A 25,698-nucleotide genomic window follows, 5' to 3' on the forward strand; every position below is an offset into this window, starting at 1 on the left:
CAGGCCGACGGCGGTGATGGCGGCCGACGGCGGGTGACCGTTCGTTTGACTGATCATGGGCATGACAGAAGAAGGCATGAGGCCCTCCGATCGAGGGGTGAAGGGGAAGGGAGAGGAAGGAAGGGGGCGATGCGTGTGAACGGTGCGGAGGCGGTGCTCAGGCCTTGGCCCGGCGGATGTCGATGTTGCCGTGGCGGGTGCGGGCACGGACCTCGACGGTGTCCTCCGTCTTCCCGGGGGTCTCGGACGCCGTGAGCCCGTTGCGTACCTGGCCGGAGGTCGAGTGGGCGTCGAGCCAGGCGGCCACGCCCTCGCGGATGCCGACCTCGATGGCACCGTAGGAGGTCTCCAGCTGGACCGCGCCGCTCGCCACCTCGCCGACGCGCAGGGTGCCGTGGGCGGTCGTGGCGGCGACCGAGGCCTCGGCGCGGCCGATCTCGATGTCGCCGTGGGCGCCGTTCACCCGCAGGTCGCCGGTCGCGGCGCCGATGGTCGTGGTGCCGTGCGAGTTCTTCAGGACGGCGGGGCCGTCGACGAGGCCGACGCGCAGGCTGCCGGAGCTCGTGGTGATCTCGGCCTTGCCCTCGACCCGGTCCACGGTGATCGAACCGTGCGAGGCGGTCAGGTGCAGCGGTCCGGTGGTGTCGAAGCGGGCGTCGCCGGACGAGGTCTTCACACGGACCTCGCCGAGCCGGCCCTCGCCGAGCACCTGGGTCCAGGCGCCGGTCAGGTCGATCCGCGAGCCGGCGGGCAGCTCGACCGTGACGTCGACGACGCCGGTGCGGCCGAACAGGTTGGACTTCGGCGTCCTGACGGTCAGTGCGCCGCTCGCGTACGTGACCTCCGTCTGGTCCGCGGTCCGCACGTCCAGGTCCTTCTTCGGGTTGCGCGCCCGCACCTCGACGACGGTGTCGGTGCGGTCGCCCGCGATGAACTGGATGGAACCGGCCTCCACGCGCGCCGTTGCCGAGATCGGTTCGGGGGTGTCGAAAGAAGGCATGGCTGTCCCGTCCTCTTGAGTCTTCAGGTCGTCCCCGCAGGTGGGACGTGGTGTGGGTGAGGTGGTGCGGGTGAAGCGGCGGGGCCGGGGCGGCTAGCGCACCCAGCCCGTGATGCTCTGTCCGACGCTCTGGGGCTTCTCCGGCGTACGCGGCCGGGTGCCGCCGCCGACGGCGGCCGACACGGCCCGTACGAGCCAGGCGTTGACCGACAGGCCCTCGCGTGCCGCCGCCTCCTCGGCGCGGGTCTTGAGGTGGGCCGGCAGGCGCAGGTTGACGCGGGCGGTGCCGCCCTCGTCGCCCTCGGCGGGAGCCGGGGCGGGGAGCGGTTCGGCGGCGACGTCCGGCTCCGCGGGGGCGCCGCCGGTGGGCGGGGGCGTCACCACGAAGTCGGGGTCGAGGCCCCGGAGTCGTACGTCGACCGAGCCGGGCGCGAGTTCACGGGTGATCTCGTCCGTCGCGGCGGAGAGCGCGTTGAGCAGGGTCAGCCGGGCCGCCGACTCCAGGGGAGCGGTGAGCCGCTCGGCCAGCTCGCGCGCCTCCTCGCCACCGGCCTCGGCGGCCACCGCGAGCTCGCGGCGGAGGTTCTCGACATACGGGGTGAGGTCCATGACGTCATCATGGCACCACTATGGCGCCATGTGCAAGCGCCGCGGGAGGTCGGCTGGCGCCTTTCCTGCCCGCATCGGCCTTGACCTGCGGAAACCTTGTGGCGCTCGGTGGAGTGGCTGTGGCGTCAAAGGGTGGCTGTCGTGGTCGATGGCGCCATGTGGTGCCACGCGGTGCCATGTGGTGCAGTGTGATGCCACGGTGTGGCGCAGGGGCGGCCGGCGTCCCCGAAGGGACCCGCCGGCCGCCCCGCTTCCGTCGTCTCACGACGGCTCACGCCGCGTCGCGCACCCTGCCCGCGACCTTCGGGCCCGGGACCGGCTCCCAGGACCCGTCGTACGTGTACGACGAACCCCGGAGGAACTCCGTCGGTTCCACCACCCCGTCCCGGGCCGTGGGTACCGTCACCTCCGTGGTCGTCCGGCCGGCGGGGACGGAGAACCACAGCCGCGTGCCGCCCTCCAGCGTTGCGGACAGCGGCCTGGCGGGCTGGGACACCTCGCCGAACTGCGCCTCCAGCCAGGCCCGGTCGACGTCCGTCGTGGACAGTTCCGGGCCGTCGGTCACCGGTTCGAGGAGGATCCCGCCCGAGATCTCGATGTCGGCGGGTTCGGAGAGTGTCACCCGCCAGCCCAGCGCGGAGCCCTCGGTCACGTCGTCCGCGACGGGCGTCAGGCGCACGGCCGGCATGGCGTCGTCGTTCCGCGCGGTCACGCCGCCCCGGTGCGCTCCGACCACCGCGCCGCGGACCGCCTTGACGAACGCGTCGTGCGTCACGTCGTAGCCGTAGCGCGTGTTGCCCCGCACCTCGACCGACACGTCGATGTCATGGCGTCCCGGACGCACCGTCACGGTGCGGGACGTGACCTCGTCGGTGCCGGGGACGGGGACGAACAGCCGGACCTGACCGCTGCCCCGTCCGGAGACCGTCACCGGCACCCGGTAGGTCCGGACCCCGGAGTCGCCCTCCGCGACCGCCAGGCGGCCGACGTCGACGCGCGTGAGCGGTGCGGGGCTCGCCGCCGGGGTGCCGGGGCGCCAGCCCCAGGCGTCCATGAGCCAGGCGCGGCCGGCGCCGCCGCGCGGGGCCAGTTCGAGTGCGCCGATCCGCTTCAGGTCCAGGCCCGCCCGAGCGGCGGCCGCCAGCGGCACGCGGAGCTCGCGGCTCCAGTACGCGGCGGTGCGCGGGCTGCCCGGCAGTCCGTCGACGCGGACGCGGCCCAGGGTCGCGCGGCGGCCCGAGGCGTCGGCCACGGTGACGCCCAGCTCGGTGCCGGTGCTGTTGGGCGGGACGATCACGCGCAGAGCCAGGGACTCGGCGCCCGCGAGGGAGACCGGCCGGGCCGATCGGACGGCGACCGGGCTTCCCGCGCCCGACCACTTCATCGCGACGGCGTCGCGCCCCGGCTCCGGGGACGTCTCCCAGAACGCGAAGTGCGGCGACCATCCTTCCTCGGGCGACAGGCAGGCGCGGGCGGCCTCGGGATCGACCTGGGCGCACGGCTGGCCGCCGCCGGAGACGGTGACCGAGGGGCCCGGCAGGAAGGCGGGCGTGCGGTGCGCGCCGACGGCGTGGGTGAGGACCCGGGCCGGTCCGGCCGACGGCGCCCGGCGGCCGGTGCCGTCGAGCAGCGGCCGGACCGCGTCGTCGCCCCCGACGAACAGCCGGGCGGACGCGGCGATGTAGGTGGCGCCGACGGCCTGCTGCTGGGTCGCCGTCAGACGGGTCGCCGTGCCCGGGGAGCAGACCGGGTCGATCCCGTCGTCGGACGAGAAGTCGTCGATGGCCGGCGCCTTCGCCTGCCCCGGAGTCCACTCGGAGTTGAAGAAGTTGTGGTTGGCGCCGACCACGTAGGCCGCGCTGTGCAGGGCGGTGCCCCGGCTGACGCCTCGGGTGCCGTCGGCGTAGATCTGGCCCTGGAGGTCGGACACGTCGCCGTCGCAGCCCGGCAGGATGGTGGTGGAGGGCACGTCCGGGGCCGGGTTCTGGCCGAACAGGGTGGGCCCGATCAGGACGTTGCCGCGGATCTTCCACCGTACGGGCCCCCGGTAGCCGTCCTGGGCGGCGGGCGGCGGGTTCAGGCTGTCGAGCGCGGCCCGGTTGACGCCCTCGCCTCCCCGGGAGTGCCCCACGAGGAGGACCCGCGAGAGGTCGGCGGGCGCGGTTCTCCGGACGGCCGCCGGGGCGGAGGCCCGCTGCGCGGACCAGTCCGCCCAGCGGGCGAGGTGGAGCCGGACCAGGGAGGAGCGGGCCTGGGCTCCGGCGTCCTCGAGGTCGTCGTCCTGCCCGTTGACGCCGTTCGCGGCGACGGACACCGTCACGTACCCCTGGGAGGCCAGGAGCCGCTGGGCGCGCAGGTATCCCTGCTCGCTCGGTATCGGCCGGGTGCCCGCCGGGCACGGCCAGGTGATCCGGAGGTCCTCGGTCCCCGGGGTGTAGCAGGTGTCGTGGCGGCCGTGCAGGAAGAGGGCCACCGGCCGCTTCCCCGGTGCTCCGGCCGGGCCGACGACCGTGGCGCGCATCTCGACGGGCCGGGGGAGGCCCGGCAGTCGTACGGAGTCGAGGGCGTACTCGCCGCTGACGGTCCGGTAGGGGCCCGGCACCCCCGGGTCGACCGGGTTCGCGTGGAGCGGTGCCTCCGGCACGGCGGCGGGGGCGGGGGGACGTTCGCGTGCGGCGTCGGCGCGCCCCGCCGCGTCGAGCCGTCGTCCGCCGGCCGTCACCCGCAGCTCCGTGCCCTCTTCGAGCCGGACGCCGCCGAGGGGAAGCGCGAAGGAGCGGCCGTCCGGCCGGGGGAGCGGGCGGCCGAGGAGCCGCTCGCCGGCGTGGAACTCGATCCGGGCGTCGCCCGCGGGGACGCGCTCGGGCGACGTCCAGACCAGCTGCCCGCCCGCGCCGTCTCCGGTGACCTGCCAGCCCTCGGGGAGGGGCAGGGGTCCGAGCCGGTCGCCCGGGGAGGCCGTCGACGAACCGGCCCGCGGTGATCCGGGCGACGGCTGTGCGGACGCCGGCCAGGGCGACGCCGCGGCCAGCGCGAGTAACGCCGCGGCGGTGGTCATGCCGCGTGTGACACGTATCAAAGCGGTCTTCCTCACGATCGATCTCGTCGGGGCACCGCGGGGAAGCCGGATCTCCGGCTTCCCCGCGGTGCCCCTCTCGTTTCGTGAGGACGGTGCTGAACGCCCTTCGGTTGTCTCACACCACGTCAGGAAGGCGATTCGGGACGGGTGTCGAACGAGGCCGGCCCGGATGGCGTGGAAACCACCCGGGCCGGCCCCGGAGTCGCGCCGGTGACCGGCGCCGAGTATCAGGCGATGTCGAACCGGTCCAGGTTCATCACCTTGTCCCACGCCGACACGAAGTCCTTCACGAACTTCTCCTTCGCGTCGTCGCTCGCGTAGACCTCGGCCAGCGCGCGCAGCTCGCTGTTGGAGCCGAAGACCAGGTCGGCGCGGCTGCCCGTCCACTTGACCTCGCCGGTGGCGGCGTCGCGGCCCTCGAAGGTGGTCTGGTCCGCGGAGGTGGACTTCCACTCCGTGCCCAGGTCCAGCAGGTTGACGAAGAAGTCGTTCGTCAGCTTGCCGGGCGTCTCGGTGAGGACACCGAGCGAGGACTGCGGCTGGGTCACGCCCAGGGCGCGCAGACCGCCGACGAGGACGGTCAGCTCGGGCGCGCTCAGGGTGAGCAGGTTCGCCTTGTCGATGAGCAGGTACTCGGCCGGCAGGCGGTTGCCCTTGCCCAGGTAGTTGCGGAAGCCGTCCGCGGTGGGCTCCAGGGCGGCGAAGGACTCGACGTCCGTCTGCTCCTGGGAGGCGTCCACGCGGCCCGGGGTGAAGGGCACCTCGACGGCGTGACCGGCGTCCGCGGCCGCCTTCTCGACCGCAGCGACGCCCGCGAGGACGACGAGGTCGGCGAGGGAGACCTGCTTCCCGCCGCTCTGGGCGGAGTTGAAGGACTCCTGGACGCCTTCCAGGACGCGCAGCACCTGGGCCAGCTCGTCCGGGTTGTTGACCTCCCAGTTGCGCTGCGGCTCCAGGCGGATGCGGCCGCCGTTGGCGCCACCGCGCTTGTCGCTGCCGCGGAAGGAGGAGGCGGCGGCCCAGGCGGCGGAGACCAGCTGCGTGACCGTCAGGTCCGAGCCGAGGATCTTCTCCTTGAGGGAGGCGATGTCCGCGGCGTCGACGAGCTCGCCCGAGCGCGCCGGCAGCGGGTCCTGCCAGAGGAGCTCCTCGGACGGGACCTCGGGGCCGAGGTAGCGCGCGACCGGGCCGAGGTCGCGGTGGGTGAGCTTGTACCAGGCGCGGGCGAAGGCGTCCGCGAACTCCTCCGGGTTCTCGTAGAAGCGCCGGGAGATCTGCTCGTAGACCGGGTCGAAGCGCAGCGACAGGTCGGTGGTGAGCATCGTCGGGAGGTGCTTCTTCTCCGGGTCGTACGCGTCCGGGATGATCGCCTCGGCGTCCTTCGCGACCCACTGGTGGGCGCCGGCCGGGCTCTTGGTGAGCTCGTAGTCGTACTCGAAGAGGTTCTTGAAGAACCCGTTGCCCCACTGGGTGGGCGTGGTGGTCCAGGTGACCTCCAGACCACTGGTGATGGCGTCGGGGCCCTTGCCGGAGCGGAAGGTGCTCTTCCAGCCGAGGCCCTGCTCCTCGATGGAGGCGGCCTCGGGGTCCGCGCCCACGTTGTCCGCGGGGCCGGCGCCGTGGGTCTTGCCGAAGGTGTGGCCACCCGCGATGAGGGCGACGGTCTCCTCGTCGTTCATCGCCATCCGGCGGAAGGTCTCGCGGATGTCGCGGGCTGCGGCGATCGGGTCCGGGTTGCCGTTGGGACCCTCGGGGTTGACGTAGATGAGGCCCATCTGGACCGCGCCGAGCGGGTTCTCCAGCTCGCGGTCGCCGGTGTAGCGCTCGTCGCCGAGCCAGGTGGTCTCCGGGCCCCAGTAGACGTCCTCGTCGGGCTCCCACACGTCCGCGCGGCCACCGGCGAAGCCGAAGGTCTCGAAGCCCATCGACTCCAGGGCGACGTTGCCCGCGAGGATCATGAGGTCGGCCCAGGAGAGGCTCTGGCCGTACTTCTTCTTCACCGGCCACAGCAGGCGGCGTGCCTTGTCCAGGTTGCCGTTGTCCGGCCAGCTGTTCAGCGGCGCGAAGCGCTGCTGGCCGGCGCCGGCGCCGCCCCGGCCGTCGCTGATGCGGTAGGTGCCGGCGCTGTGCCAGGCCATGCGGACCATGAACGGGCCGTAGTGGCCGAAGTCGGCGGGCCACCAGTCCTGCGAGGTGGTCAGGATCTCGGCGATGTCCTGCTTCACGGCCGGCAGGTCGAGGCCCTGGAAGGCCTGCGCGTAGTCGAAGTCCTCACCGAGCGGGTTGGCCACGGCGGGGTTCTTGGCGAGGATCTTCAGGTTCAGCCGGTTCGGCCACCACTGGCTGTTGCCGCCGCCCTGGGTGGGGTGGGCGGCACGCCCGTGCGCGACGGGGCAGCCGCCTGCGCCCTCCGCCTTCGCGTCGGTGACGATTGCGTCGTGGTTCTCAGACATGGGAATCCTTCCGGACATGGCGGATCACTGTGCTCAGGAAGTGCGTTTCGGCGGACGGGCCTGGCGCGGGTGTCACGTGTGCTTCTCCCGCCGTGCTGGAGTCTTCCTGTCCCTTGGCCATTTACGAAACCGATCCTACGATGGACCTTGTCCAAGTCAAGAAGAACCCCAAGTTTGCCTATGCCGTCGAGGTGAGACATGAGTGACCTGCTGGAGCGCCTGCGCGCGCGTGGCTGGCGGATGACGTCCCAGCGCCGCGTCGTCGCGGAGGTCCTGGCCGGGGAGCACGTGCACCTCACGGCGGACGAGGTCCACGCGCGCGCGGTGGAGCGCCTGCCGGAGATCGCGCGGGCGACGGTCTACAACACCCTCGGTGAGCTGGTCGCCCTCGGGGAGGTCGTGGAGCTCTCCATGGACGGGCGGGCCAAGCGCTACGACCCGAACGCGCACCACGCGCACCAGCACCTGGTCTGCTCGGACTGCGGGATCATCCGAGACGTCCGCCCGTCGGGGGACCCGCTCGCCGTCCTGCCGCCGGCGGAACGTTTCGGCTTCGCGGTGTCGAAGGCGGACGTGGTCTACCGGGGGCTCTGCCCGGGCTGCGCCCGAGCGCGGTGACGAGGCTGGGCGCGATGGGGCGACGGAGCGCGGTGAGGCGACAGGGCGCGGGACGCGAAGGAGCCCTCCACCGACCGGTGTCGGTGGAGGGCTCCTTCGCGTCCCGCGCCGGTTCGGCGAGGACCGCTGGGGACTACTTCAGGGCGGCGAGCGCCTCGTCGTAGCTCGGCTCGTCGGCGATCTCGCCCACGAGCTGCGCGTGCAGCACGGTGTCGTTCTCGTCGAGGACGACGACGGCGCGGGCCGTCAGACCGGCGAGCGGCCCGTCCGCGATCTCCACGCCGTAGTTGGTGTGGAACTCGCGGCCGCGGAGCGTCGAGAGGTTCTTGACGTTCTCCAGGCCCTCGGCGCCGCAGAAGCGGGCCTGGGCGAAGGGCAGGTCGGCGGAGATGCAGAGGACGACCGTGTTGTCCAGCTGCCCGGCCTTCTCGTTGAAGGCGCGGACGGAGGAGGCGCACGTCGGCGTGTCGACGCTCGGGAAGATGTTGAGGACCTTGCGCAGACCGGCGAAGTCCTTGAGCGACTTGTCCGCCAGTCCCTCGGCGACGAGCGTGAAGTCGGGGGCCTGGCTGCCGGGGGCCGGCAGAGCGCCGTTGACCTGCACGGGGCTGCCCTTCAGCGTGACCTGGGCCATGGGATCTCCTTCAGACGTATGAGTGGCAACGGGGGGAATCGTACGGAAGGCGGGCCCGTCCCGGCGACACGGGCCGTCGTGGCTCCGCTCGGGCCGTTCACGAACTTGAACGGCACGTCCTCGTCGGCGGGTGCCGCGAGTGACCTGCGGGGTCGATCCGACGTCAACGAGCCTTCTTGACGCCTTTGGTTCAGACCTTTAGGTTCCACCCTCGACAACCGTCGCTCGTTCACGTACGTGAATAAGGGGTAACCGCATGACCAGATGGTTCACCGCCCCCCTCGTCCTCGCCGGCCTCCTGGCCGCACTCGTCGCCACCCCCGGAGCGGACCGCGCCGAAGCCGCCCCGGCCACGTTCGTCCACCCCGGCGTCCTGGTCTCGCGGGGACAGCTCGACTTCACCCGGGAGAAGGTCCTCGCCGGTGCGCAACCCTGGAAGGGCGCCTTCGACCAGATGGCGGCGAGCAGGTACGCCTCGCTCTCCCGGATCCCGAAGCCCCGTTCGGTCGTCGAGTGCGGCTCGTACTCGAACCCCAACTACGGCTGCACCGACGAACGCGAGGACGCCCTCGCCGCGTACACCCTCTCCCTGGCCTGGTACGTCACGCGCGACAGCCGGTACGCCGAGAAGGCCGTCGAGATCATGGACGCCTGGTCCGGCGTGATCACCGATCACACCAACTCCAACGCACCCCTCCAGGCCGGCTGGGCCGGCTCCTCCTGGCCGCGGGCCGCCGAGATCATCCGGTACACCTACACCGGCTGGCCGCAGGACCGCGTCGACCGTTTCAAGACCATGCTCCGCACCGTCTACCTCCCCGAGGTGGCGGGCGGCTCCCAGTCCAACGGCAACTGGGAGCTCAGCATGACGGAGGCCGCCCTCGGCATCGCCGTCTTCCTGGAGGACCGGGCCGCCTACGACAGGGCCGTCGCCAAGTTCCGCGGCCGCGTCCCCGCGTACATCTACCTCACGGGCGACGGCGCCCTGCCGAAGGCCGCGCCGGGCAGCGGACTCGACACCCGTGACGAGATCGTCCGGTACTGGCAGGGACAGACCACCTTCGTCGACGGCCTCACCCAGGAGACCTGCCGCGACCTCACCCACACCGGCTACGGACTGTCCGCGATCTCGCACATCGCCGAGACCGGTCGCATCCAGGGGCAGGACCTCTACCCCGAGGTCGCCGACCGGCTGCGCCACGCGCTCGGGTTCCACGCCAGGTACGAACTCGGCGAGCCCGTTCCGTCCTGGCTCTGCGGCGGCACCCTCAAGGACCACCTCGGGCCCGTCACCGAGGTCGGCTTCAACGCGCTGCACGGTCGCATGGGATACGCCATGACGAACACGCAGAAACTCACCGAGGCGAGCCGGCCCGCGGGCACGAACAACCTCTTCGTCGCCTGGGAGTCCCTCACCCACGCGGGCAACCCCCGCTGATCCGAAGGGAGTCGGAAGGGGCGTCAGGCGTCTTGACGCCCCCTTCTCTCACTCCTTAAATCATGGAGGCGGCGAAGTGGACCCCTCCCGCCGCACCCCCACAGCCGACGGAAGAGACCCCCATGACCTCCTCCCGCCCACGACTGCGCCCACGACTGCGCCCCCTGTCCTCCGCCGTGACGGCCCTCGCGCTCGCCCTGGCCGTCGCGGCGCTCGGCCCGGCCACGGATCCGCGCGAAGCGCTCCGGCCCGTGGCCGGGACGGCCACCGTCACCTTCTCCGACGACTTCGACGGTCCCGCCGGGGCCGCCGTCGACGGCACCCGGTGGCAGACCGAGACCGGCGACAACGTCAACAACCACGAGCGCCAGTACTACACGGCCGGCAACGCCAACGCCGCGCTCGACGGACAGGGCCACCTGGTGATCACCGCCCGCAAGGAGAACCCGGGCAACTACCAGTGCTGGTACGGCCGCTGCGAGTACACCTCCGCCCGGCTCAACACCGCCGGGCGGTTCACCACGCGGTACGGGCACGTCGAAGCCCGCATGAAGGTGCCGCGCGGCCAGGGCATGTGGCCCGCCTTCTGGATGCTCGGCAACGACATCGGCCAGGTCGGCTGGCCGAACTCGGGCGAGATCGACGTCATGGAGAACGTCGGCTTCGAACCGTCCACCGTGCACGGCACCCTGCACGGCCCCGGCTACTCCGGCTCCGGAGGCATCGGCGCCGCGTACACCCTGCCCGGCGGACAGGCCTTCGCCGACGCCTTCCACACCTTCGCCGTGGACTGGTCGCCCGACCTGATCAGCTGGTCCGTGGACGGGACGGTCTACCAGACCCGCACGCCCGCCGACCTCGGCGGCCGGACCTGGGTCTTCGACAAGCCCTTCTTCCTCATCCTCAACCTCGCCGTCGGCGGCTACTGGCCCGGCGACCCGGACGGCTCCACCACCTTCCCCAAGCAGCTCGTCGTCGATCACGTCCGCGTCACCACCGCCGACGCGCCCACCACCGCGGGGCCGATCACGGGGATCGGCGGCAAGTGCGTCGACGTGGCCGGAGCGAACACCGCGAACGGCACCCCCGTCCAGCTCTACGACTGCAACGGGACCGCCGCCCAGCAGTGGACCCTCGCCGCCGACGGAACCGTCCGCGCCCTCGGCAAGTGCCTGGACGTCACCTCCGCCGGCACGGCCGACGGCACCCCCGTCCAACTGTGGGAGTGCAACGGCACGGGCGCCCAGCGCTGGACCGCCAACGCCGCCCGGGACGTGGTGAACCCGCAGTCCGGCAAGTGCCTGGACGCCACCGGCAACAGCTCCGCCAACGGCACCAGGCTCCAGATCTGGACCTGCTCGGGCGGCGCCAACCAGAAGTGGACGGTGACCCGTTGAACGGATGAGGGCCGAGCGCCCGCGCCCACGCCCCCGAGTGCGACACCCGGCTCCCCGGCGACCGCCCTGCGCGTGAGAGCGGTCCCGGCGGAGCCGGCCGGGCTCCGCGCGGGGCGGCGCCTTCTGATCCGCCCGGGAGCGGCGATCAGCCCCGGACCGCCGGGAAGCGGGACGGCGGCGTGCCGAACGCCCGCGTGAACGCGGCCGTGAACGCGGCCGGAGAGGCGTACCCGAGCCGGCCCGAGACCTCGCTGACCGTCGCGGTGCGCAGCAGGGGCACGGCCGCGAGGAGCCGGGCGCGGGACCGCCAGACGGCCGGGCTCTCACCCGTCTCCGCGCGGAAGCGCCGGGTGAACGCCCGCTCGCTCATCGCGGACCTGGCCGCCCAGTCGGTGTTGGTGACCCCGGCGTCCGGGGCGGCCAGGTACTCCCGGCACAGCGCCGCGAGGTCGCCGGAGGCGGGGATCCCGACGTGGAAGGGGAGCGGGGAGCGCGCGGCGATCTCGTGCAGCAGCAGCGTCGCGACGGCGCCCTCCCGCCCCGACGGACCGTAGTCGGGCGGGAACTCGGCCGCCGCGAGCAGCAGTTCGCGCAGCAGCGGCGGCACGTCCACGACCGTGCAGCGGGCCGGCCACCACGGAACGGCGCCCGGCTCCACGTACAGACTGCGGGTGCTCACGCCCAGCATCCGGACCCGGTGCGGAGTGGCGGCCGGGATCAGGACCGCCCGCTCGGGCGGCACCGTCCACGTGCCGTCGGCGGTCTCGACGACCATGACGCCGGTCGCCCCGTAGAGGAACTGCGCCCGCCGGTGCTCGTGCCAGTCCAGGACCTGCCCGACCGCGTAGTCGGTGCCGATCGGCAGCACGGCCCGGTCGAGGTGGTCGACGTCGTCCAGCGGGATGTTCTTCACCGGGCCACCGTACTGGCCGGGACGCGAAGGAATCCTGCCGACCATCGCATGCGGGAACCCCGTCCCGCCTGGTGATCTTGACCCATGGACGTGGTGACACTGGTGGCGATCGGGCTCCTCACCGGAGCGACGACGGTCTTGTTCGGGTTCGGCGGCGGCTTCGTGGCGGTCCCGGTGGTGGTGTGGGCGGACGCCGCCCTCGGCACGGCGGCGCTCCCGGTGGCCACCGCCACCTCGGCCCTGGTGATGGTGGTGAACGCCGCCTTCGCCACGGCCGTCACCCCACGGCCCGTGCTCCTCGCCCTGCGCGGCAGCGGTGCGCTGTTGCCGCTGCTCGCGGCGGGCGCCTGCGCCGGGGCGTACGCGTCCCGCTTCGCCCCGCCGGCCCTCACCCGCTGGGCGTTCGTCGCCTACATCGCCCTCACCGCCCTCGACCTGCTGCTCCGCCCCGGCTTCCTCCGCACCGAGACCGCGCCGGGCACGGAGCCGGCGCGGCCGCTGCCGGCCGCCGCGGGTGCTCCGATCGGAGCGCTCGCCGCCTTCCTCGGCGTCGGAGGCAGCGTGATGACCGTCCCCGCCATGCGCCGGGCCGGTCACCCCATGCGGGTCGCGACCGCGCTGGCCAACCCGCTCACCCTCGTCGTGGCGCTCCCGGCCGTCACGGTCTCCCTCGCCGCCTCCCCGCTCCCGGCCGCCACCGCGACCGGCACCGGCCTGGTCGGCCTGGTCGATCCGTACGCGGCGGGGGCGCTGCTCCTGGGAGCCCTGCCGGTCATCGCCGTCCTCCGCCGCCGCCCGCCCCGGATCCCGGACCGGATCCACGCGTGCGCGTACCTCGCGCTGCTCGGCCTGGTGGCCCTCGCGATGCTGCTCCCGGACCCGGGGCCGGGCAGGGCCTGAGGCCGACGGCCCCGGCGCCGGGCCAGGCCTGACACCGGGTCGGGGCCGACCCGGTGTCGGGTCCGGACACCGGCCGGCGTCCGGACCGTGCGCCGGTGTCCGGACCGCGTGGCGGTGTCGGGACCGCGCGCCGGTCCGGCTGTCAGTTCCCGGCGCGGGACAGGTAGTCCTGCCGCAGGGCGTCGAGGATGTGGGCGGCCTCGGGGAGGTCCGCCTTCCGGCAGCGCGCGGCCGCCGTCGCCAGCCGGACGACGGCCTCGTTCAGCCGGCCCAGGCCGTTGCCCTCGACCAGCGCGGCGATCCGGACCGCCTCGGCGCGCGGCACCTCGCCGTCCTCGCCGCCCTGTTCGTGGGCGGCGATCGCGGCCTCCGCCTCGGCCAGGGCCTCGGGGAAGCGGTCCGCCTCCGCCAGGACGCGCGCCCTGCGGTAGTGCACCTCGCCGCTCTCGTACCAGACCGCGAAGCCCTCGGCCTCCTCCGGCGACACGGCGGCGAGCAGCGCCTCCCCCCGGGCCAGGTGACCGAGCGCCGCGTCGACGCCCTCGGCCCCCCTGGCCGCCATGGTCAGCCGGGCGAACTCGCGCGTCATGTGCGCCACCAGGGGCGGGTGCGGCGCTTCGGCGTGCGCGGCGAGGGCCCGCTCGTACGCCGTGTCCGCCGCCTCCCAGCGGCCCGCGAGCGCCAGCGTCGTCGCCGCCTCCGCCGCCACCAGGGTCAGGATCCGGCCGCCGTCCTCCCACCCCGCGACGGTGTCCGCGAGGCGCAGGAACTCCTCGGCCGCCGCCAGGTGCTCCTCGAGCTCCCGCAGTCCGCGCGCCAGGTCCAGTCGCGCCTGGGCCAGCGGCCGTTCGCCCAGCGAGGCGGCCGCCCCGTCGGCGAGGACCGACTCGAGCACGGCGACGGCATCCGCCTGCTGCCCGCCGCGCGCGAGGACGTCGGACAGTTGGAGCCGGGCCTCGGTGGCCTCGCCGTGCGCCCCGTCCCGGTCGAACCGTGCGGCCGCCTCCGAGAGGTGACGCACGGCAGCGGTCGTGTCCCCGAGGTGCGAGGCCGCGTGGCCGAGCAGCGCGTACGTCGGAGCCAGCGGGAACTCGACGTCGTCGTAGCGCACCGCGTCCGCGATCGCCTGGTGCAGCAGCTCCACCGCCTCCGCCGGCTCCTGCCTGCCCAGCAGCAGCTGCGCGAGCAGGGCGCGGGGGCGGGACCCGCGCCAGGGCTGTTCCGAGGCCTCCACGTCCCGCAGGCTCGCGCGGAGCTCCGCCTCGGCGCGCGTGACGTCACCGCGCCGGCCGGCCACCTCGGCGAGGAACTGGCGGGCGTTGGCCACGTGGTGGGGAAGGGACAGGCGCTCCGCCTCGGCGCGCAGCGTGCGGGCGGACTCCTCGAACCGCTCCAGGGCGGCTCCGGGAACGTCCGGAAGCTGCCGTATCACGTCCTGGTACGCGGCGAAGGTGACCGAGTACAGGATCGCGAGGTACTCCAGGGCACGGTCCGCCGCGGCGTCGGCGCCGGCCACCGCCTCGCCCTCCCCGAGCCCCTCGCCCGTGAAAGGGGCCTCGGCCTTGAGCCGCTCCACCTCGCGCAGGGCCTCGTCGAGGCCGGAACGCACGGCCTCGGCGTCCGGCAGCGCGTTCCCCGCCCCGGCCCCGGCCCCGGCCCCAGCGCCCGCGTCCGCCGTCGCGCCCGCGCCGGCACCGGCTCCGTGGTCCGCGGCGGGGTCCGTCGCGTCGTCCTTCCCCGGCGCCTTCTCCGTCGCCTTCACCGCGGCCGCGGTCGACCACGCGAGGGCGCGCGTCCGGGCGGAGAGCGCCTGCCACGGCATGCCGAGGTCCGCGAAGAGCGCGGCGGCCCGTTCGAGTTCGGCGACGCCCTCCGCGTCCCGGTCCTCCCGCGTGAGCGTGTACGCGCGCTGCTCGGCGAGCTCCGCCCGCAGCAGGTCCTCCGGGCCGAGCCGGTCGTCGTGCGCGGCCGAGCCGTCGGCGAGGCGCTCCGCGATGCGGGTCCAGAGCCGCCCGTCGCCGGGATGACCCGCGCGCGCCATGCGCCGCGCCTCCCGCACCAGGGAGACGAAGTCCTCGGGGACCTCCGTCACGGAGGCCGGAGCGGGCGCCGCGGGCGCGGCCACGGGGGACGGGGTGACGGACGTCCGCAGGCCCAGCGGCAGCGGCTCGTCGAGCAGCGGCCGGCGGGCGAGGCGCTCACGACGGCGGTCGCCGACGGCCGTGGTGCCGTTGCGCGCGTCGAAGGCCGCGGCGAGCCGGTCCGCCTCGGCGCGGACATGGGCGAGGAGCCCGTCCGCCGTCCAGTTCCGTCCCGGCGGACCGGCCACGGGAGTGTCCGTGTGCCCGTCCCCGACGAGCCGGGCGAGCAGCACCTCGACGCCGGTGAGGAACTCCAGGTGGGCCAGCGGGGCTCCGGCCGCCTCGAACAGCGGGCGGTTCTCCGCGAGGATCTCCAGGCCGCGCCCCTCGTTGCGGGAGAGCGCGCAGAACTCCAGGTGCAGGCCGACCTCCTCCTGCGTGCCGGTGTTGCCGCGCACCCGCCGGTAGCCGGCGAGGTGGTGCGAGCGCGCCTCGTCCGTGCGGCCGAGGCGCAGCAGGGGCAGCAGCGCCCGCGCCTGGCTGACCTGCGGCTCCTCGGTGCAGCCCTGGGTCCCGTCGAGGACCGGCCGCCAGATGCCGAGCGCGGCTTCGTCGTCGCCGGCCACCACCTGGTGCCAGGCGAACTTCCGGGTCTCGCAGGCCTCGCAGTCGCTGAGCTCGGTGCGGGGACGGGTGGCCCACAGGTCGTAGGCGTCGGCGACGCCCTCGCCGGTGTGGGCCGCGACGTGGTAGCGCATCGCGGCCACCGGCTGCATGCCGTGCCCGGCCTCCTCGTACCGCTCGCGCATCTGGTCGATCCAGCCCCGGACGGTGGCCAGCGGCAGTTCGGGCACCTGGAGCAGGGAGGTCGTCACCCACTTGAAGATCCAGAAGACCTGGTGTGCCTCCCACTGGCTGAAGGACTCGGGGGCGGTGTCCCAGAGCTTGAGCAGCCGGGCGAACGCGACGGGCGACTTGCGGGACTCGCCGGTGAACTCGTACGCCGTGATCAGCTCGATGAGGGCCGTCACGAGCGTGTCCGGCTTCTCGAAGGCCTCGGCGGCCTCGACGAGCTCCTCGGCGGTGACGGTCCGCCGCAGGCCGTGGGGCCGGTCGTGGTTCTCGCGCAGCGCCTCGACGACGGCCTCGGGGGTGTCCAGCATCTCTACAGCTCCTTCCGGGGCTCGGTGCCGGTGGCGTCCGTGCCGGAGTGGTGCATGGCGTGGGTGAGCAGGCCGATGAAGGCCCGGTTGAGCAGGGCGCTCTCGCTCGCGCGGAGCGGGCGGCGGCTGAGCAGCAGCGCCTGACCGTAGAGGGCCTCCGCGGTCGTCACGGCGAGGCCGCGCTCGGTGATCGTGATCGCCTGCCGGACCAGCGGGTTGAGGTGGTTCAGGACCAGCTGGGCACGCGGGGTCTCCTGGCGCAGCGAGCCGAGGATGTCGGCCCACAGGCCGTCGCTGCCGGCGGCGAGGTCCGACCTGGTCCGCTCGTGGCGCGCCTCCCGGTTGTCCAGGAGCAGCGCGGGGGCGGTGACGGGCTGGAAGTCGCGCAGGACGACGTCGCAGTCGTGCGTGCCGATCGTCTCCCGGGCGACCGCGAGGAAGGCCGCGGCGCGCAGTTCGGCGGTCGGGTCCACGGTGTCGAGGTGAGCGGTGACCGTGGCCGGGTCGAGGTCCGTGACGGTCGTGCCCGGACGGATCTCGGGCAGCCGGTGCACCAGGTCGCGGTCGTAGGTGTAACCGCCGTTGACGACGCCCAGACCGGCGGCCGAGGCGATGGGCGCGACCTGGCGGAACTCCTCGACGCTGGGCGCGACCAGGACCGTCGGGTGCGTCCGTACGAACTCCTCCAGGGTGACGTTGCCGTCGGTGGTCTCGAACGGCAGCCACGGCAGCACGATCCGCAGCAGCTCGTCGTCGTACCGGGCGAGCGCCTTCACCGCGAGGTGGTGGGTGTCGATGAAGCGGTGCAGCAGCGACGGGTCGCTCGCCGCGAGCCCGGTGAGCCAGTCGCGGATCCGGTCGCCCAGCGCGTCCCGTACGGCGGACAGCGTGCCGTCCTCGTACAGCGCCTCCCGGGACGCGGTCGGCCGCAGACTGGTGGTGTCGACCACGCACCGGACGAAGAACGCCCACTCGGGGAGGAGTTCGGGCGCCTGGTCGGTGAGCAGCATGCCCTTCAGGTGCACCCGGTGTCCCGCGCGCTGCGCCGGGCTGACGGACGTGGGAAGGACGTAGGCGACGCCGCGCAGGCCGGCGGCCGGCAGGTCGAGTTCGATGCTGTCGAGCGGGGTGAAGCCGAAGAGGTCGCCGCAGTACGCGGCGAGGGCCTCGCGGCGCGCCAGCGGGGAGCGGTGCTCCCGCTCCCACGGCGGCGCCTCGTTGATCCGGTGGGTCTCGCCCCGGGGGCCGACGACGGTGACCTCGTGCCGCAGCAGACCGCCGTAGTGGCGGGCGAGGGAGACGACCTGGTCCGGGCTCGTCCACTCGGCGTTGTCGACGCGCGGCGTCAGCCGGACGGTGGTGCCGGGTTCCGGCGCGGCGGAGGCGGGCAGGGTCCGGATGGTGTAGCGGCCGTCGGAGTGGCCGCGCCACTCGACGGCGGGCGCCGACGGGTCGGCCGCGGACCGGCTCACCACCGTGATCTCGTCGGCCACGACGAAGCAGGCGAGCAGACCGATGCCGAACTGGCCGATGAACTCCCCGCGCGCGGCGTCGAGGCCGGCGCCGTCCAGGGCGCCGTCGGCGGTCCGCTTGGAGCTGCGCCCGATGGTGGCGAGGAACCGGTGGACGTCGGCCTCGGTCAGGCCGACGCCGGTGTCCGTGACGGTGAGGGTCTCACCGGTGCGGACCGTGATGGTGCCGGGCGCGCCGGGCGTGAACGCCTGGCGCGCGGTGATGGCGTCGACGGCGTTCTGCAGCAGCTCGCGCAGGTAGACGCGGGGGCTGGAGTAGAGGTGGTGGGAGAGCAGGTCGACCAGGCCGCGCAGATCGACCTGGAACGTGTGGGCGGACTCGGAAGGGTGCACCTGGCGGAGTCTTTCGGTGGGTGTGTCCGCGCCGGGAAGGACGCGGACGGGAAGCGGAAGGAAGGGGTACGCCGGGGGACGAAGGGGCCGGCGGCCTCATGGCCCCGAGGGGCCGCGGCTCAGCGTCCCGTCGACGAACGCAGCTTGCGGTAGGCCTCGGCGGGGTCGGAGCCGTCCAGGTAGTACCAGGGGAACTCGGTGACCCGTCCCTCGGTGGCCCGGAAGCACTCCCGGGCGGCGGTCCGCTCCCCGGCCAGCGAGAAGGCCATCGCGAAGGTGTTGAGGACCTGGAGCCAGGCGCCCCGCCGGACGAAGTCCGGGTGCCGGAAGGAGTGCTCGGCGGCCTCCCGCAGGGACTTCGTCACATCCGGCCGGCGCATGTACGCGGCGTCCGGTCCCGAGTCGAGGGAGAGCCACTCCTCGAGGTGCGCGATGGCGACGAGCTGCCCCAGGTGGCTGCCGCCCGGGGCGCCGAACGCGGCCTCGCGCGCGAAGGCGTGCATCTCCTCGTGGGAACCGCCCCACTTGTCGCAGACCTGCTGCAACTGCTGCTGGTGCGCCTCCAGGTGCCACGGGTCGCGGCGCGCCGTCGCCTCGAAGCGGCGCCGCGCGGTGGCCTGGCCGACCTCCAGGCCGCGCCCGCTGATCTGGAGGCCGTACCAGGGCGAGGTCCACCGCGGTTCGCGCTCGGCCGCCTCGTACAGCCACTCCTCCGCCGAGCGCAGCCGGGAGTGGAACACCTCGAACTGCTCGCGCGAGACGTCCTTGGCGCGGGCCGCGGTCCGCGCCTCCCAGGCCCAGCTGAGATGGCGGATTCCAGCCACGAGCCGGGGCAGCGCCGCCTCCGGTTCCGCTTCGAGGACGCCCGTGATCCACCGCTCCACCCCGGGGGTGTCACCGACGGCCCACAGGAGCTCCGTGCGGCCCTCGCTCTCGGGACGTGCTTCGAGCACCTTCCGCACCGTGGCCCAGTCCGCCGCCCCCGCGGCCTCCCGGACGCGGGGAACGTCCGGATCCCCGGAGTCCTTCGCCAGCCGCGCCGCGGGCCTGCCCGTCCATTTCCCCAGCGTGAGCCCCCATTCACGGAAGCCGGCCATGTCCCCACCCCTTGCTGTGTCCGAACGGGACGGCCAGTGATCACCCGCCCCGTGGACGTAGTGACTATCACGCGCGACCGACAATCGCACAGTTGTTTCCCGCGGTCCCCGGGGCCGTCGGGGGCGCGGCCGCCGTCGGCGGAGGCGACCCGGCCGTCGCCCTCCGCTCCGTCCGGCCGGTACTCGCCGGACGGCCGAACGCCACGCCCGGGTCGGGCGAATCGGGCGCCTCGGGGGTGGTGCCGCGAGCCGGCGGTGGTACGTCGATGGCCATGCAGCCAGGCACACCCCCGACGGTGACCCCCTTCCTCCGTACGGCCGCCGCCTACGCGTGGCGGCTGCTCGCCGTCGGCCTCCTCGTCTACAGCCTGTTCGCGCTGCTCGGGCGCTTCCACGAGATCGGGGTGGCCGTCTTCCTGGGCCTGGTGATCACCGCGCTGCTCCGGCCCGTCGCCGACGTGGTCGCCCGGCTGCTGCCCCGCCCGCCGGCCGTCGCCCTCACCCTGCTCGGCGGCATCGTGCTCGTCCTCGGGGTGCTCGCGCTGGTCGGCGAGGCGGTCGCGGGGGAGCGGACGACGCTCGTGCGCGAGTTCCGGGTGGGCATCGGGCGGATCGAGGACTGGCTGGAACGGCCGCCGTTCCGGCTCGACCCGGACGCGCTCTCCGGGCTGCAGTCCAGGATCGGGGAGTTCCTCTCCAGCCACCGTTCGACCCTGCTCAGCGAGGCGGTGAGCGGAGCCGGCCACCTGGTCGCCGTCCTCACCACGCTGGCCCTCGGCCTGTTCTCCTCGGTCTTCTTCATCCACTCGGGGGACCGGCAGTGGTCCTGGTTCCAGGAGCAGTTGCCGAGGTCGGTGCGCGGCCGGGTGGGCATCGGCGGGCGCGCGGCCTGGCGCACCTTCACCGGCTACACGCACGGCATCGTCCTGGTCGCGGCGGTGAACGCCGTGCTCGTCGGCATCGCCCTCTGGGCCCTCGGCGTCCCGCTCGCGGTGCCGCTCGCCCTGCTCGAGTTCCTGGCCGCCTTCGTCCCGCTGATCGGCTCGCCGATCGCCCTCGCGGTCGCCGCCGTCGTGGCGCTCGCCTCGCAGGGGCCGCTGGTGGCGGGCATCGTCATCGCCCTGATCGTGATCATCGGTCAGATCGAGGGACACCTGCTGCATCCGCTCGTCATGAGCTGGGCGGTACGGCTCCACCCGCTGGTGGTGGCCATCTCGGTCGTCGCGGGCTCGATCGCCGCCGGCGTCGTGGGCGCGGTGGTGGCGGTGCCGCTGGTGTCGGTGGTGTGGTCGGTCCACACGGCGCTCCGGGCCGCGCGCACCTGAGTCCGCCCGTGCGCGGGGTCTTGCGCCGGAGGTACGGCCTCTCTACTCTCCCCGCCAATGGTTAGGAATATTTCCTAACCATTGGCCATGGAGGGAAAGGGAGTTGACATGCGTCGACGAAGCGTCTCGCTTCTCGGGCTCGCGGGTCTGCTGGTGTTGCCCCTGACGGTCATGCCACAGGCGCAGGCCGCCGACGGCCTGGTGTCCGGCGGAAAGACGGCGACGGCCTCGTCCGTCGAGACCTCGGCCTTCGGGCCCGGCCTCGCGGTGGACGGCAGCACGGCCACCCGCTGGGCGAGCGCCGAGGGGGTCGACCCGCAGTGGATACGGATCGACCTCGGGGCGAACCACACGATCTCCCGGGTGAAGCTCGACTGGGAGGCCGCGTACGGCAAGGCGTACCGCATCCAGACCTCCGCCGACGGGTCGACCTGGACCGACGTCTACTCCACCACCACCGGTGACGGGGCGACCGACGACCTCACGGTCTCCGGCAGCGGCCGGTACGTCCGGATGTACGGCACGGGCCGCGGCACGCCGTACGGCTACTCCCTCTGGGAGTTCCAGGTGTACGGCGCGCCCACCGGCACCGGCGGGGGAGGCGGCGGCCCGGCCGTCCCCTTCGGCAGCCACCTCAAGCCCTACGCCGCCGGCATCCTGAAGCCCTCCGGCACGCAGTCCGCCCTCGACCAGAAGGTCGTCGACTACTACAACCGGTGGAAGGCCGCCTTCGTCCGGCAGAACTGCGGCAACGGCTGGTACCAGATCATCTCGCCCGACGCCGACCACCCCTACGTCGCCGAAGCCCAGGGCTACGGCATGGTCGTCACCGCCACCATGGCGGGCGCCGACCCGGACGCCAAGAAGATCTTCGACGGGCTCGTCAAGTGGAAGATCGACCACCCGTCCTCCGTCAATCCGAACCTCCTCGCCGCCGAGCAGGACACCTCCTGCAGGAGCGTCAACGGCGGCGACGGCGCCACCGACGGCGACATGGACGTGGCCTACGGCCTGCTCCTCGCCGACAAGCAGTGGGGCAGCGCCGGCACGTACAACTACAAGGACCTCGCGCTCAAGCACATCGCCGCCATCAAGAAGGACGAGGTCAACCCGACGACCAGGCTCCTGAAGCTCGGCGACTGGAGCAGCTCGGGCGACCAGTACTACTACATCTCCCGCACCTCGGACTGGATGACCGACCACTTCCGCGCCTTCCGCGCGGCCTCGGGCGACACCACCTGGGACGCCGTCCGCAGCGCGCACCAGACGCAGATCTCCCGCCTCCAGTCCACCTACGCCTCCGGCACCGGACTCCTGCCGGACTTCGTCGTCGACACGAACACCACGCCCAGGCCCGCCCCGGGCCAGGTCCTGGAGGACCCCAACGACGGCTCCTACTGGTGGAACGCCTGCCGTACGCCCTGGCGCATCGGCGACGACGCCGTGACCAGCGGCGACGCCACCTCCCTCGCCGCCGCCCGGAAGCTCAACGGCTGGATCAAGACGAAGACCGGCGGCGACCCGAACAAGATCGGCATCGGCTACAAGCTCAACGGCACCCAGATCTCCTCGGGCAGCGAGGCCGCCTTCTTCGCCCCCTTCGCGGTGGCGGCGATGACCGACCCGGGCAGCCAGGCCTGGCTGGACGCCCTGTGGAACAAGATGCTGGCGACCCCGGTCGACACGAGCAGCTACTTCTCGGCCAGCATCCAGCTCCAGGTCATGATCACGGCCTCAGGCAACCACTGGGTCCCGTAGGAGGGTGTCCTGCCGCACGGACAGGGCCCTGAGATAACCCCTCAGGGCGGCGGCGGTCCCGGCGAGCGGGAAACGGGCACCGAGCTGCCCGTCGGGACGGACGACGAGACCGGTGGCGCCGTCGGGGAGGTAGAGCCGCCCGAACTCCCCGGCGGCGTCGCGGTACACGGGCACGGAGGGGTCGCCGGACCCGGCGGATTCGTCCGCGCCGGCCGCGAGGATCACGACGGCCGGGAGACCGCCCGTCGCCCGCGCCGCCGCGGCGGCGCGGGCCAACTCGGCCCCGTCCGACCCGTACAGCAGCACCACGTGCCCCGGGCGCCCCCGCAGGACGTCGAGGAGCCGCAGCGGATAGGCGGCGACCGGCGTGGTCAGGCCCGCGCAGTCCGGGGCCCGGTCGCCCGCCTGGGGCGCCTCCTCGGGTCCGTACGCGGCACCGGAGAGCGGACCGCCCCGATGACCGACGAGCAGCTGCGCCTCACGCAGGAGCAGCGTCTTCCGGTCCTCCGGGTCTGCCTCGATCCCCCGTAGGGCGTGCCGCACGGTCCGGCCCACGACCTCCTCGCCGACCGGACGGCGCTCGGCGTCGTACGTGCCGAGCAGCGCGGGCTCCGCCTCGCGCCGCACCACGAGGGCGAGCTTCCAGGCCAGGTTGCAGGCGTCCTGCACACCCGTGTTCATGCCCTGGGCGCCGGTGGGCGGATGGATGTGCGCCGCGTCTCCCGCCACGAAGACCCGGCCCCGGCCGTAGTGGTCGACGATCCGGTGGCTGATGCGGAAGACGGAGGACCAGCGCAGTCCCGACAGCCGCACCGGACGCGGCGCGAGACGGTCGACGACGGCCTGGAGGTCGGCGAGCCCGGGGGTCCGACCGCCCTGCGGGCCGTGCGCCACCCCGTCCGGCGCGACCGGGGACGCGCCCCGCGCCCCGGAGAGGTCCGGCGGGAGCCTCATCGACATCCGGTAGCGCCCCGCCCCGGGCAGGGGGATGCACACCAGCACGTCGCCGGTGGAACCGTCGGCGGCCCGGCGGCTGGAGCGGATGCCGTAGCCGGCGGGCATGTCCCAGTCGGCCACGACGTCGCCGAGCATGTACTCCTCCTGGAACGCGCCGCCCCGGTAGGACAGGCCCAGCGTCTTCCGGACGATGCTGTGCGCGCCGTCGCAGCCGATCAGATACGGGACCCGCAGCTCCTCCTCGGCACCCGTCGCCGTGCGCAGCCGCGCCGTGACCCCGTCCCGGTCCTGCGTGAACGACACCAGCTCCGTGCCGCGCTCGATCACCGTCCCCATGCGGGCGACGTACTGCTCGAGGAGCCGCTCCGTCTCGTACTGCGGCAGCGCGGCGAAGCCGTAGGGCACCTCGGGCGGCATCACGAGCTCGACGCGGCCCTGCTCGCGGCCGTCCACGTAGGTCAGTTGGCCGCGCAGCGGCACGGCGGCCTCGAGCACGGCCCGGACCAGGCCCATCCGGTCCCAGAGTTCCAGGGTGCGGGGCTGGATCCCGACGGCCTTCGCGTACGGAAGACGGGCGGGCAGCCGGTCGACGAGCCGGCAGTGCACGCCGTGCCGGCGCAGCTCGGCGGCCGCGCTCAGGCCGACCGGGCCCGCGCCCACGATCAGGACGTCGGTGGTGGTCCGGTGGTGCGCCACGCGTGCCTCCAGCACTGGCCGGCCCCCCGACAGGTTCCCGCGTCCCATGGTCACCCGCGGGCATCGAGTCGGCGAGCGGTACGGGCGCCCGGCCGAAGGAGGAGCCGCGGCGGGGCGGCCTTCCGGGCGGGGCCGACGGGGGCGGTCCGCGGTCTCCCGGCCGGGGCCGACCGGCGGGGGTGTCGGCCGGGAGCGGTACTGTCGCGGCCATGCTGGCACTGATCACTCCCACCGCCCGGCTGTACGCCTCCTGGGGGGAGGCGTACGACGAGTGGCCCGCCGACGCGCAGCAGGACGGCGCGGTGCTCCGGCTCGCCCCGGAGGGAGGTCCCGGCCGACCGGACGCCTTCGCCGCCCGGGTGGAGAGGCTGCGCGGCCAGGGCGACGCGACGGCGCCCGTCGCACCCGGCCGCGTCCACGTCACGCACCTGTGGATCGTCGACGGCGACACCTGCCTCGGCGCCGCCGAATTGCGGCACTCGCTCGACGACTTCCTCCTCGACGCCGGAGGCCACATCGGCTACAGCGTGCGGCCGTCCGCCCGGCGCCGGGGCGTGGCGTCGCGGGCCCCGGGCGAACTCCTCCGCCGGGCCAGTGACGCGGGCGTCGACCGCGTCCTGGTCACCTGCGACGAGGACGACCCCGGTTCCGCCCGGACGATCGAACGCAACGGCGGCGTCCTGGAGGACGTCCGGACGACCGCCTCCGGGACGAAGCGCCGGTACTGGATCACACCGCCCCCGGTGACCCCGGCGCTCCCGGTCATGGGCCCCGGCGGAATCGCCTCGAACGAACTCCGGAGGTGGGGGCGGGCCCAGGGCTTCGCCGTACCGGATCGCGGCCGGCTGCCGAGCGAGCTCCTGCGCGCGTGGGAACGGGCCACCGAAGAGGCCGGGGAGCGCGCCGAATGATCGCGGAACTGCTGCCGGACGCCGTCGCCTCCGCCTGGCGGCGTGACGACACGGAGCCCGTCACGCTCTTCCCCGAGGAGGCCGCCGCCGTCGCGCGCGCCGTCGTCGGCCGACAGCGCGAGTTCGCCACCGTGCGGCTGTGCGCACGGCTCGCGCTGCGCCGCCTCGGCCTCCCCGAGACGCCCCTCACGCCGGGCACGCGCGGGGAGCCGAGCTGGCCGCACGGCGTGGCCGGAAGCATGACGCACTGCACGGGATACAGGGCCGCGGCCCTGGCCAGGACCGCGGACGTCCTGTCGATCGGCATCGACGCGGAACCGGCCGCCCCCCTGCCCGAGGGGGTCCTGGAAGGCGTGTCGCTGGCCGGGGAGCGGCGCCACCTGGACGCGCTGACCGCGCGCACACCGGACGTCCCCTGGGACCGGCTGCTGTTCAGCGCCAAGGAGAGCGTCTTCAAGACCTGGTACCCGCTGACCCGCAGGGAGCTCGGATTCGACGAGGCGTCGATCGACTTCGAGCCGGCCCCGGTCCGGTCCGGCACGGACCCGCACGCACCGGCGCACACGGGCACCTTCACCGCCCGGCTCCTCGTCCCCGGCCCGGTGACCGGCAACGTCCGGCGGGACCACTTCACCGGACGCTGGCTCGTGCGCGAGGGGGTGCTGCTCACCGCGATCGCCCTGGTCCGGGCATGAACGGGAACCCGTCGCGGGACCCGTACGGTGAGGCCCCGCGACCTGGCGGCAGCCAGGGGAGGGCCTGAATCCGGCCCGGGGGGACGGCATCTGACGGGCCCTCGCCGGA

General features: G+C 73.8%; 18 protein-coding genes. 8 read left to right on the forward strand and 10 right to left on the reverse strand.

The genetic code is table 11. The annotated features are described in order from the left end of the window. Window positions 1-157: 157 nt before the first annotated feature. From K7G60_RS27380 to katG, 4 genes are all read right to left on the reverse strand, one after another. Window positions 158-1,000, reverse strand: coding sequence for a DUF4097 family beta strand repeat-containing protein (locus K7G60_RS27380; RefSeq protein WP_225803619.1), 843 nt, complete (start codon window positions 998-1,000; stop codon window positions 158-160). A gap of 93 nt (window positions 1,001-1,093) precedes the next feature. Next, the gene (locus K7G60_RS27385; RefSeq protein WP_225803620.1) at window positions 1,094-1,609 is read right to left on the reverse strand and encodes a toxin-antitoxin system HicB family antitoxin; all 516 of its coding nucleotides are present in this window, start codon (window positions 1,607-1,609) and stop codon (window positions 1,094-1,096) included. A 271-nt stretch (window positions 1,610-1,880) separates the two neighbouring features. Continuing rightward, entirely contained in the window at window positions 1,881-4,688 is a 2,808-nt protein-coding gene (locus K7G60_RS27390; protein WP_225803621.1) for a hypothetical protein, read from the reverse strand. 227 nt (window positions 4,689-4,915) lie between these two features. Further along, a complete protein-coding gene (katG, locus tag K7G60_RS27395) occupies window positions 4,916-7,141 on the reverse strand; it encodes a catalase/peroxidase HPI (protein ID WP_225803622.1) in 2,226 nt (741 codons plus the stop codon). A gap of 198 nt (window positions 7,142-7,339) precedes the next feature. On the opposite strand from katG, the gene K7G60_RS27400 reads away from it, so the two are divergent. After that, window positions 7,340-7,759 (forward strand): Fur family transcriptional regulator, encoded by a 420-nt coding sequence (locus tag K7G60_RS27400; protein ID WP_225803623.1) that lies wholly within the window; start codon window positions 7,340-7,342, stop codon window positions 7,757-7,759. Window positions 7,760-7,892: 133 nt separating this feature from the next. On the opposite strand, the gene tpx is transcribed toward K7G60_RS27400, so the two are convergent. Then, on the reverse strand, window positions 7,893-8,393 hold the full coding sequence (gene tpx / locus K7G60_RS27405; RefSeq protein ID WP_225803624.1) for a thiol peroxidase: 501 nt from the start codon (window positions 8,391-8,393) through the stop codon (window positions 7,893-7,895). A 256-nt stretch (window positions 8,394-8,649) separates the two neighbouring features. Between tpx and K7G60_RS27410 the strand changes: the two genes are divergently transcribed. Together K7G60_RS27410 and K7G60_RS27415 are read left to right on the forward strand one after the other, a co-directional pair. Continuing rightward, entirely contained in the window at window positions 8,650-9,831 is a 1,182-nt protein-coding gene (locus tag K7G60_RS27410) for an alginate lyase family protein (protein WP_225803625.1), read from the forward strand. A gap of 122 nt (window positions 9,832-9,953) precedes the next feature. Further along, window positions 9,954-11,228 (forward strand): glycoside hydrolase family 16 protein, encoded by a 1,275-nt coding sequence (locus tag K7G60_RS27415; protein WP_225803626.1) that lies wholly within the window; start codon window positions 9,954-9,956, stop codon window positions 11,226-11,228. 145 nt (window positions 11,229-11,373) lie between these two features. On the opposite strand, the gene K7G60_RS27420 is transcribed toward K7G60_RS27415, so the two are convergent. Continuing rightward, window positions 11,374-12,141: a helix-turn-helix domain-containing protein gene (locus K7G60_RS27420; protein ID WP_225803627.1), complete on the reverse strand. Its 768-nt coding sequence runs from the start codon at window positions 12,139-12,141 to the stop codon at window positions 11,374-11,376. Window positions 12,142-12,225: 84 nt separating this feature from the next. Here K7G60_RS27420 and K7G60_RS27425 point away from each other — a divergent pair, with 84 nt between their 5' ends. Then, window positions 12,226-13,041 carry a sulfite exporter TauE/SafE family protein gene (locus K7G60_RS27425; RefSeq protein ID WP_225803628.1) on the forward strand — a complete coding sequence of 272 codons (816 nt, stop codon included), beginning with the start codon at window positions 12,226-12,228 and terminating at the stop codon, window positions 13,039-13,041. 142 nt (window positions 13,042-13,183) lie between these two features. Here the strand turns inward: K7G60_RS27425 and K7G60_RS27430 are convergent, their stop codons facing one another. From K7G60_RS27430 to K7G60_RS27440, 3 genes are all read right to left on the reverse strand, one after another. Beyond that, window positions 13,184-16,285: a hypothetical protein gene (locus tag K7G60_RS27430; protein WP_225803629.1), complete on the reverse strand. Its 3,102-nt coding sequence runs from the start codon at window positions 16,283-16,285 to the stop codon at window positions 13,184-13,186. Window positions 16,286-16,287: 2 nt separating this feature from the next. Then, a complete protein-coding gene (locus tag K7G60_RS27435) occupies window positions 16,288-18,150 on the reverse strand; it encodes an HSP90 family protein (RefSeq protein WP_225803630.1) in 1,863 nt (620 codons plus the stop codon). Between the two features lie 119 nt (window positions 18,151-18,269). Beyond that, window positions 18,270-19,247: a hypothetical protein gene (locus K7G60_RS27440; protein ID WP_225803631.1), complete on the reverse strand. Its 978-nt coding sequence runs from the start codon at window positions 19,245-19,247 to the stop codon at window positions 18,270-18,272. Window positions 19,248-19,519: 272 nt separating this feature from the next. Between K7G60_RS27440 and K7G60_RS27445 the strand changes: the two genes are divergently transcribed. Further along, entirely contained in the window at window positions 19,520-20,572 is a 1,053-nt protein-coding gene (locus K7G60_RS27445) for an AI-2E family transporter (RefSeq protein WP_225803654.1), read from the forward strand. A gap of 108 nt (window positions 20,573-20,680) precedes the next feature. Continuing rightward, window positions 20,681-22,330, forward strand: coding sequence for a glycosyl hydrolase family 8 (locus tag K7G60_RS27450; protein WP_225803632.1), 1,650 nt, complete (start codon window positions 20,681-20,683; stop codon window positions 22,328-22,330). Here K7G60_RS27450 and K7G60_RS27455 read toward each other — a convergent pair. Then, window positions 22,307-24,031 (reverse strand): FAD-dependent monooxygenase, encoded by a 1,725-nt coding sequence (locus K7G60_RS27455; protein WP_263986391.1) that lies wholly within the window; start codon window positions 24,029-24,031, stop codon window positions 22,307-22,309. The two genes, K7G60_RS27450 and K7G60_RS27455, sit on opposite strands and share 24 nt — an antisense overlap. Before the next feature lie 161 nt (window positions 24,032-24,192). On the opposite strand from K7G60_RS27455, the gene K7G60_RS27460 reads away from it, so the two are divergent. Together K7G60_RS27460 and K7G60_RS27465 are read left to right on the forward strand one after the other, a co-directional pair. After that, window positions 24,193-24,894 carry a GNAT family N-acetyltransferase gene (locus K7G60_RS27460; RefSeq protein WP_225803634.1) on the forward strand — a complete coding sequence of 234 codons (702 nt, stop codon included), beginning with the start codon at window positions 24,193-24,195 and terminating at the stop codon, window positions 24,892-24,894. Further along, on the forward strand, window positions 24,891-25,589 hold the full coding sequence (locus K7G60_RS27465; protein ID WP_225803635.1) for a 4'-phosphopantetheinyl transferase: 699 nt from the start codon (window positions 24,891-24,893) through the stop codon (window positions 25,587-25,589). The genes K7G60_RS27460 and K7G60_RS27465 overlap by 4 nt, the downstream gene beginning before the upstream one ends. The last annotated feature ends 109 nt before the right edge of the window (window positions 25,590-25,698 follow it).

The sequence above is a fragment of the Streptomyces sp. NK15101 genome (assembly GCF_020400725.1).
Classification (GTDB): Bacteria; Actinomycetota; Actinomycetes; order Streptomycetales; family Streptomycetaceae; genus Streptomyces.

Coding starts and splice junctions, on each gene's coding strand:
- K7G60_RS27380 (WP_225803619.1), bottom strand. CDS start 1,000: ATGCCTTCTTTCGACACCCCCGAACCGATCTCGGCAACGGCGCGCGTG.
- K7G60_RS27385 (WP_225803620.1), bottom strand. CDS start 1,609: ATGGACCTCACCCCGTATGTCGAGAACCTCCGCCGCGAGCTCGCGGTG.
- katG (WP_225803622.1), bottom strand. CDS start 7,141: ATGTCTGAGAACCACGACGCAATCGTCACCGACGCGAAGGCGGAGGGC.
- K7G60_RS27400 (WP_225803623.1), top strand. CDS start 7,340: ATGAGTGACCTGCTGGAGCGCCTGCGCGCGCGTGGCTGGCGGATGACG.
- tpx (WP_225803624.1), bottom strand. CDS start 8,393: ATGGCCCAGGTCACGCTGAAGGGCAGCCCCGTGCAGGTCAACGGCGCT.
- K7G60_RS27410 (WP_225803625.1), top strand. CDS start 8,650: ATGACCAGATGGTTCACCGCCCCCCTCGTCCTCGCCGGCCTCCTGGCC.
- K7G60_RS27415 (WP_225803626.1), top strand. CDS start 9,954: ATGACCTCCTCCCGCCCACGACTGCGCCCACGACTGCGCCCCCTGTCC.
- K7G60_RS27425 (WP_225803628.1), top strand. CDS start 12,226: ATGGACGTGGTGACACTGGTGGCGATCGGGCTCCTCACCGGAGCGACG.
- K7G60_RS27430 (WP_225803629.1), bottom strand. CDS start 16,285: ATGCTGGACACCCCCGAGGCCGTCGTCGAGGCGCTGCGCGAGAACCAC.
- K7G60_RS27440 (WP_225803631.1), bottom strand. CDS start 19,247: ATGGCCGGCTTCCGTGAATGGGGGCTCACGCTGGGGAAATGGACGGGC.
- K7G60_RS27445 (WP_225803654.1), top strand. CDS start 19,520: ATGCAGCCAGGCACACCCCCGACGGTGACCCCCTTCCTCCGTACGGCC.
- K7G60_RS27450 (WP_225803632.1), top strand. CDS start 20,681: ATGCGTCGACGAAGCGTCTCGCTTCTCGGGCTCGCGGGTCTGCTGGTG.
- K7G60_RS27455 (WP_263986391.1), bottom strand. CDS start 24,031: ATGGGACGCGGGAACCTGTCGGGGGGCCGGCCAGTGCTGGAGGCACGC.
- K7G60_RS27460 (WP_225803634.1), top strand. CDS start 24,193: ATGCTGGCACTGATCACTCCCACCGCCCGGCTGTACGCCTCCTGGGGG.
- K7G60_RS27465 (WP_225803635.1), top strand. CDS start 24,891: ATGATCGCGGAACTGCTGCCGGACGCCGTCGCCTCCGCCTGGCGGCGT.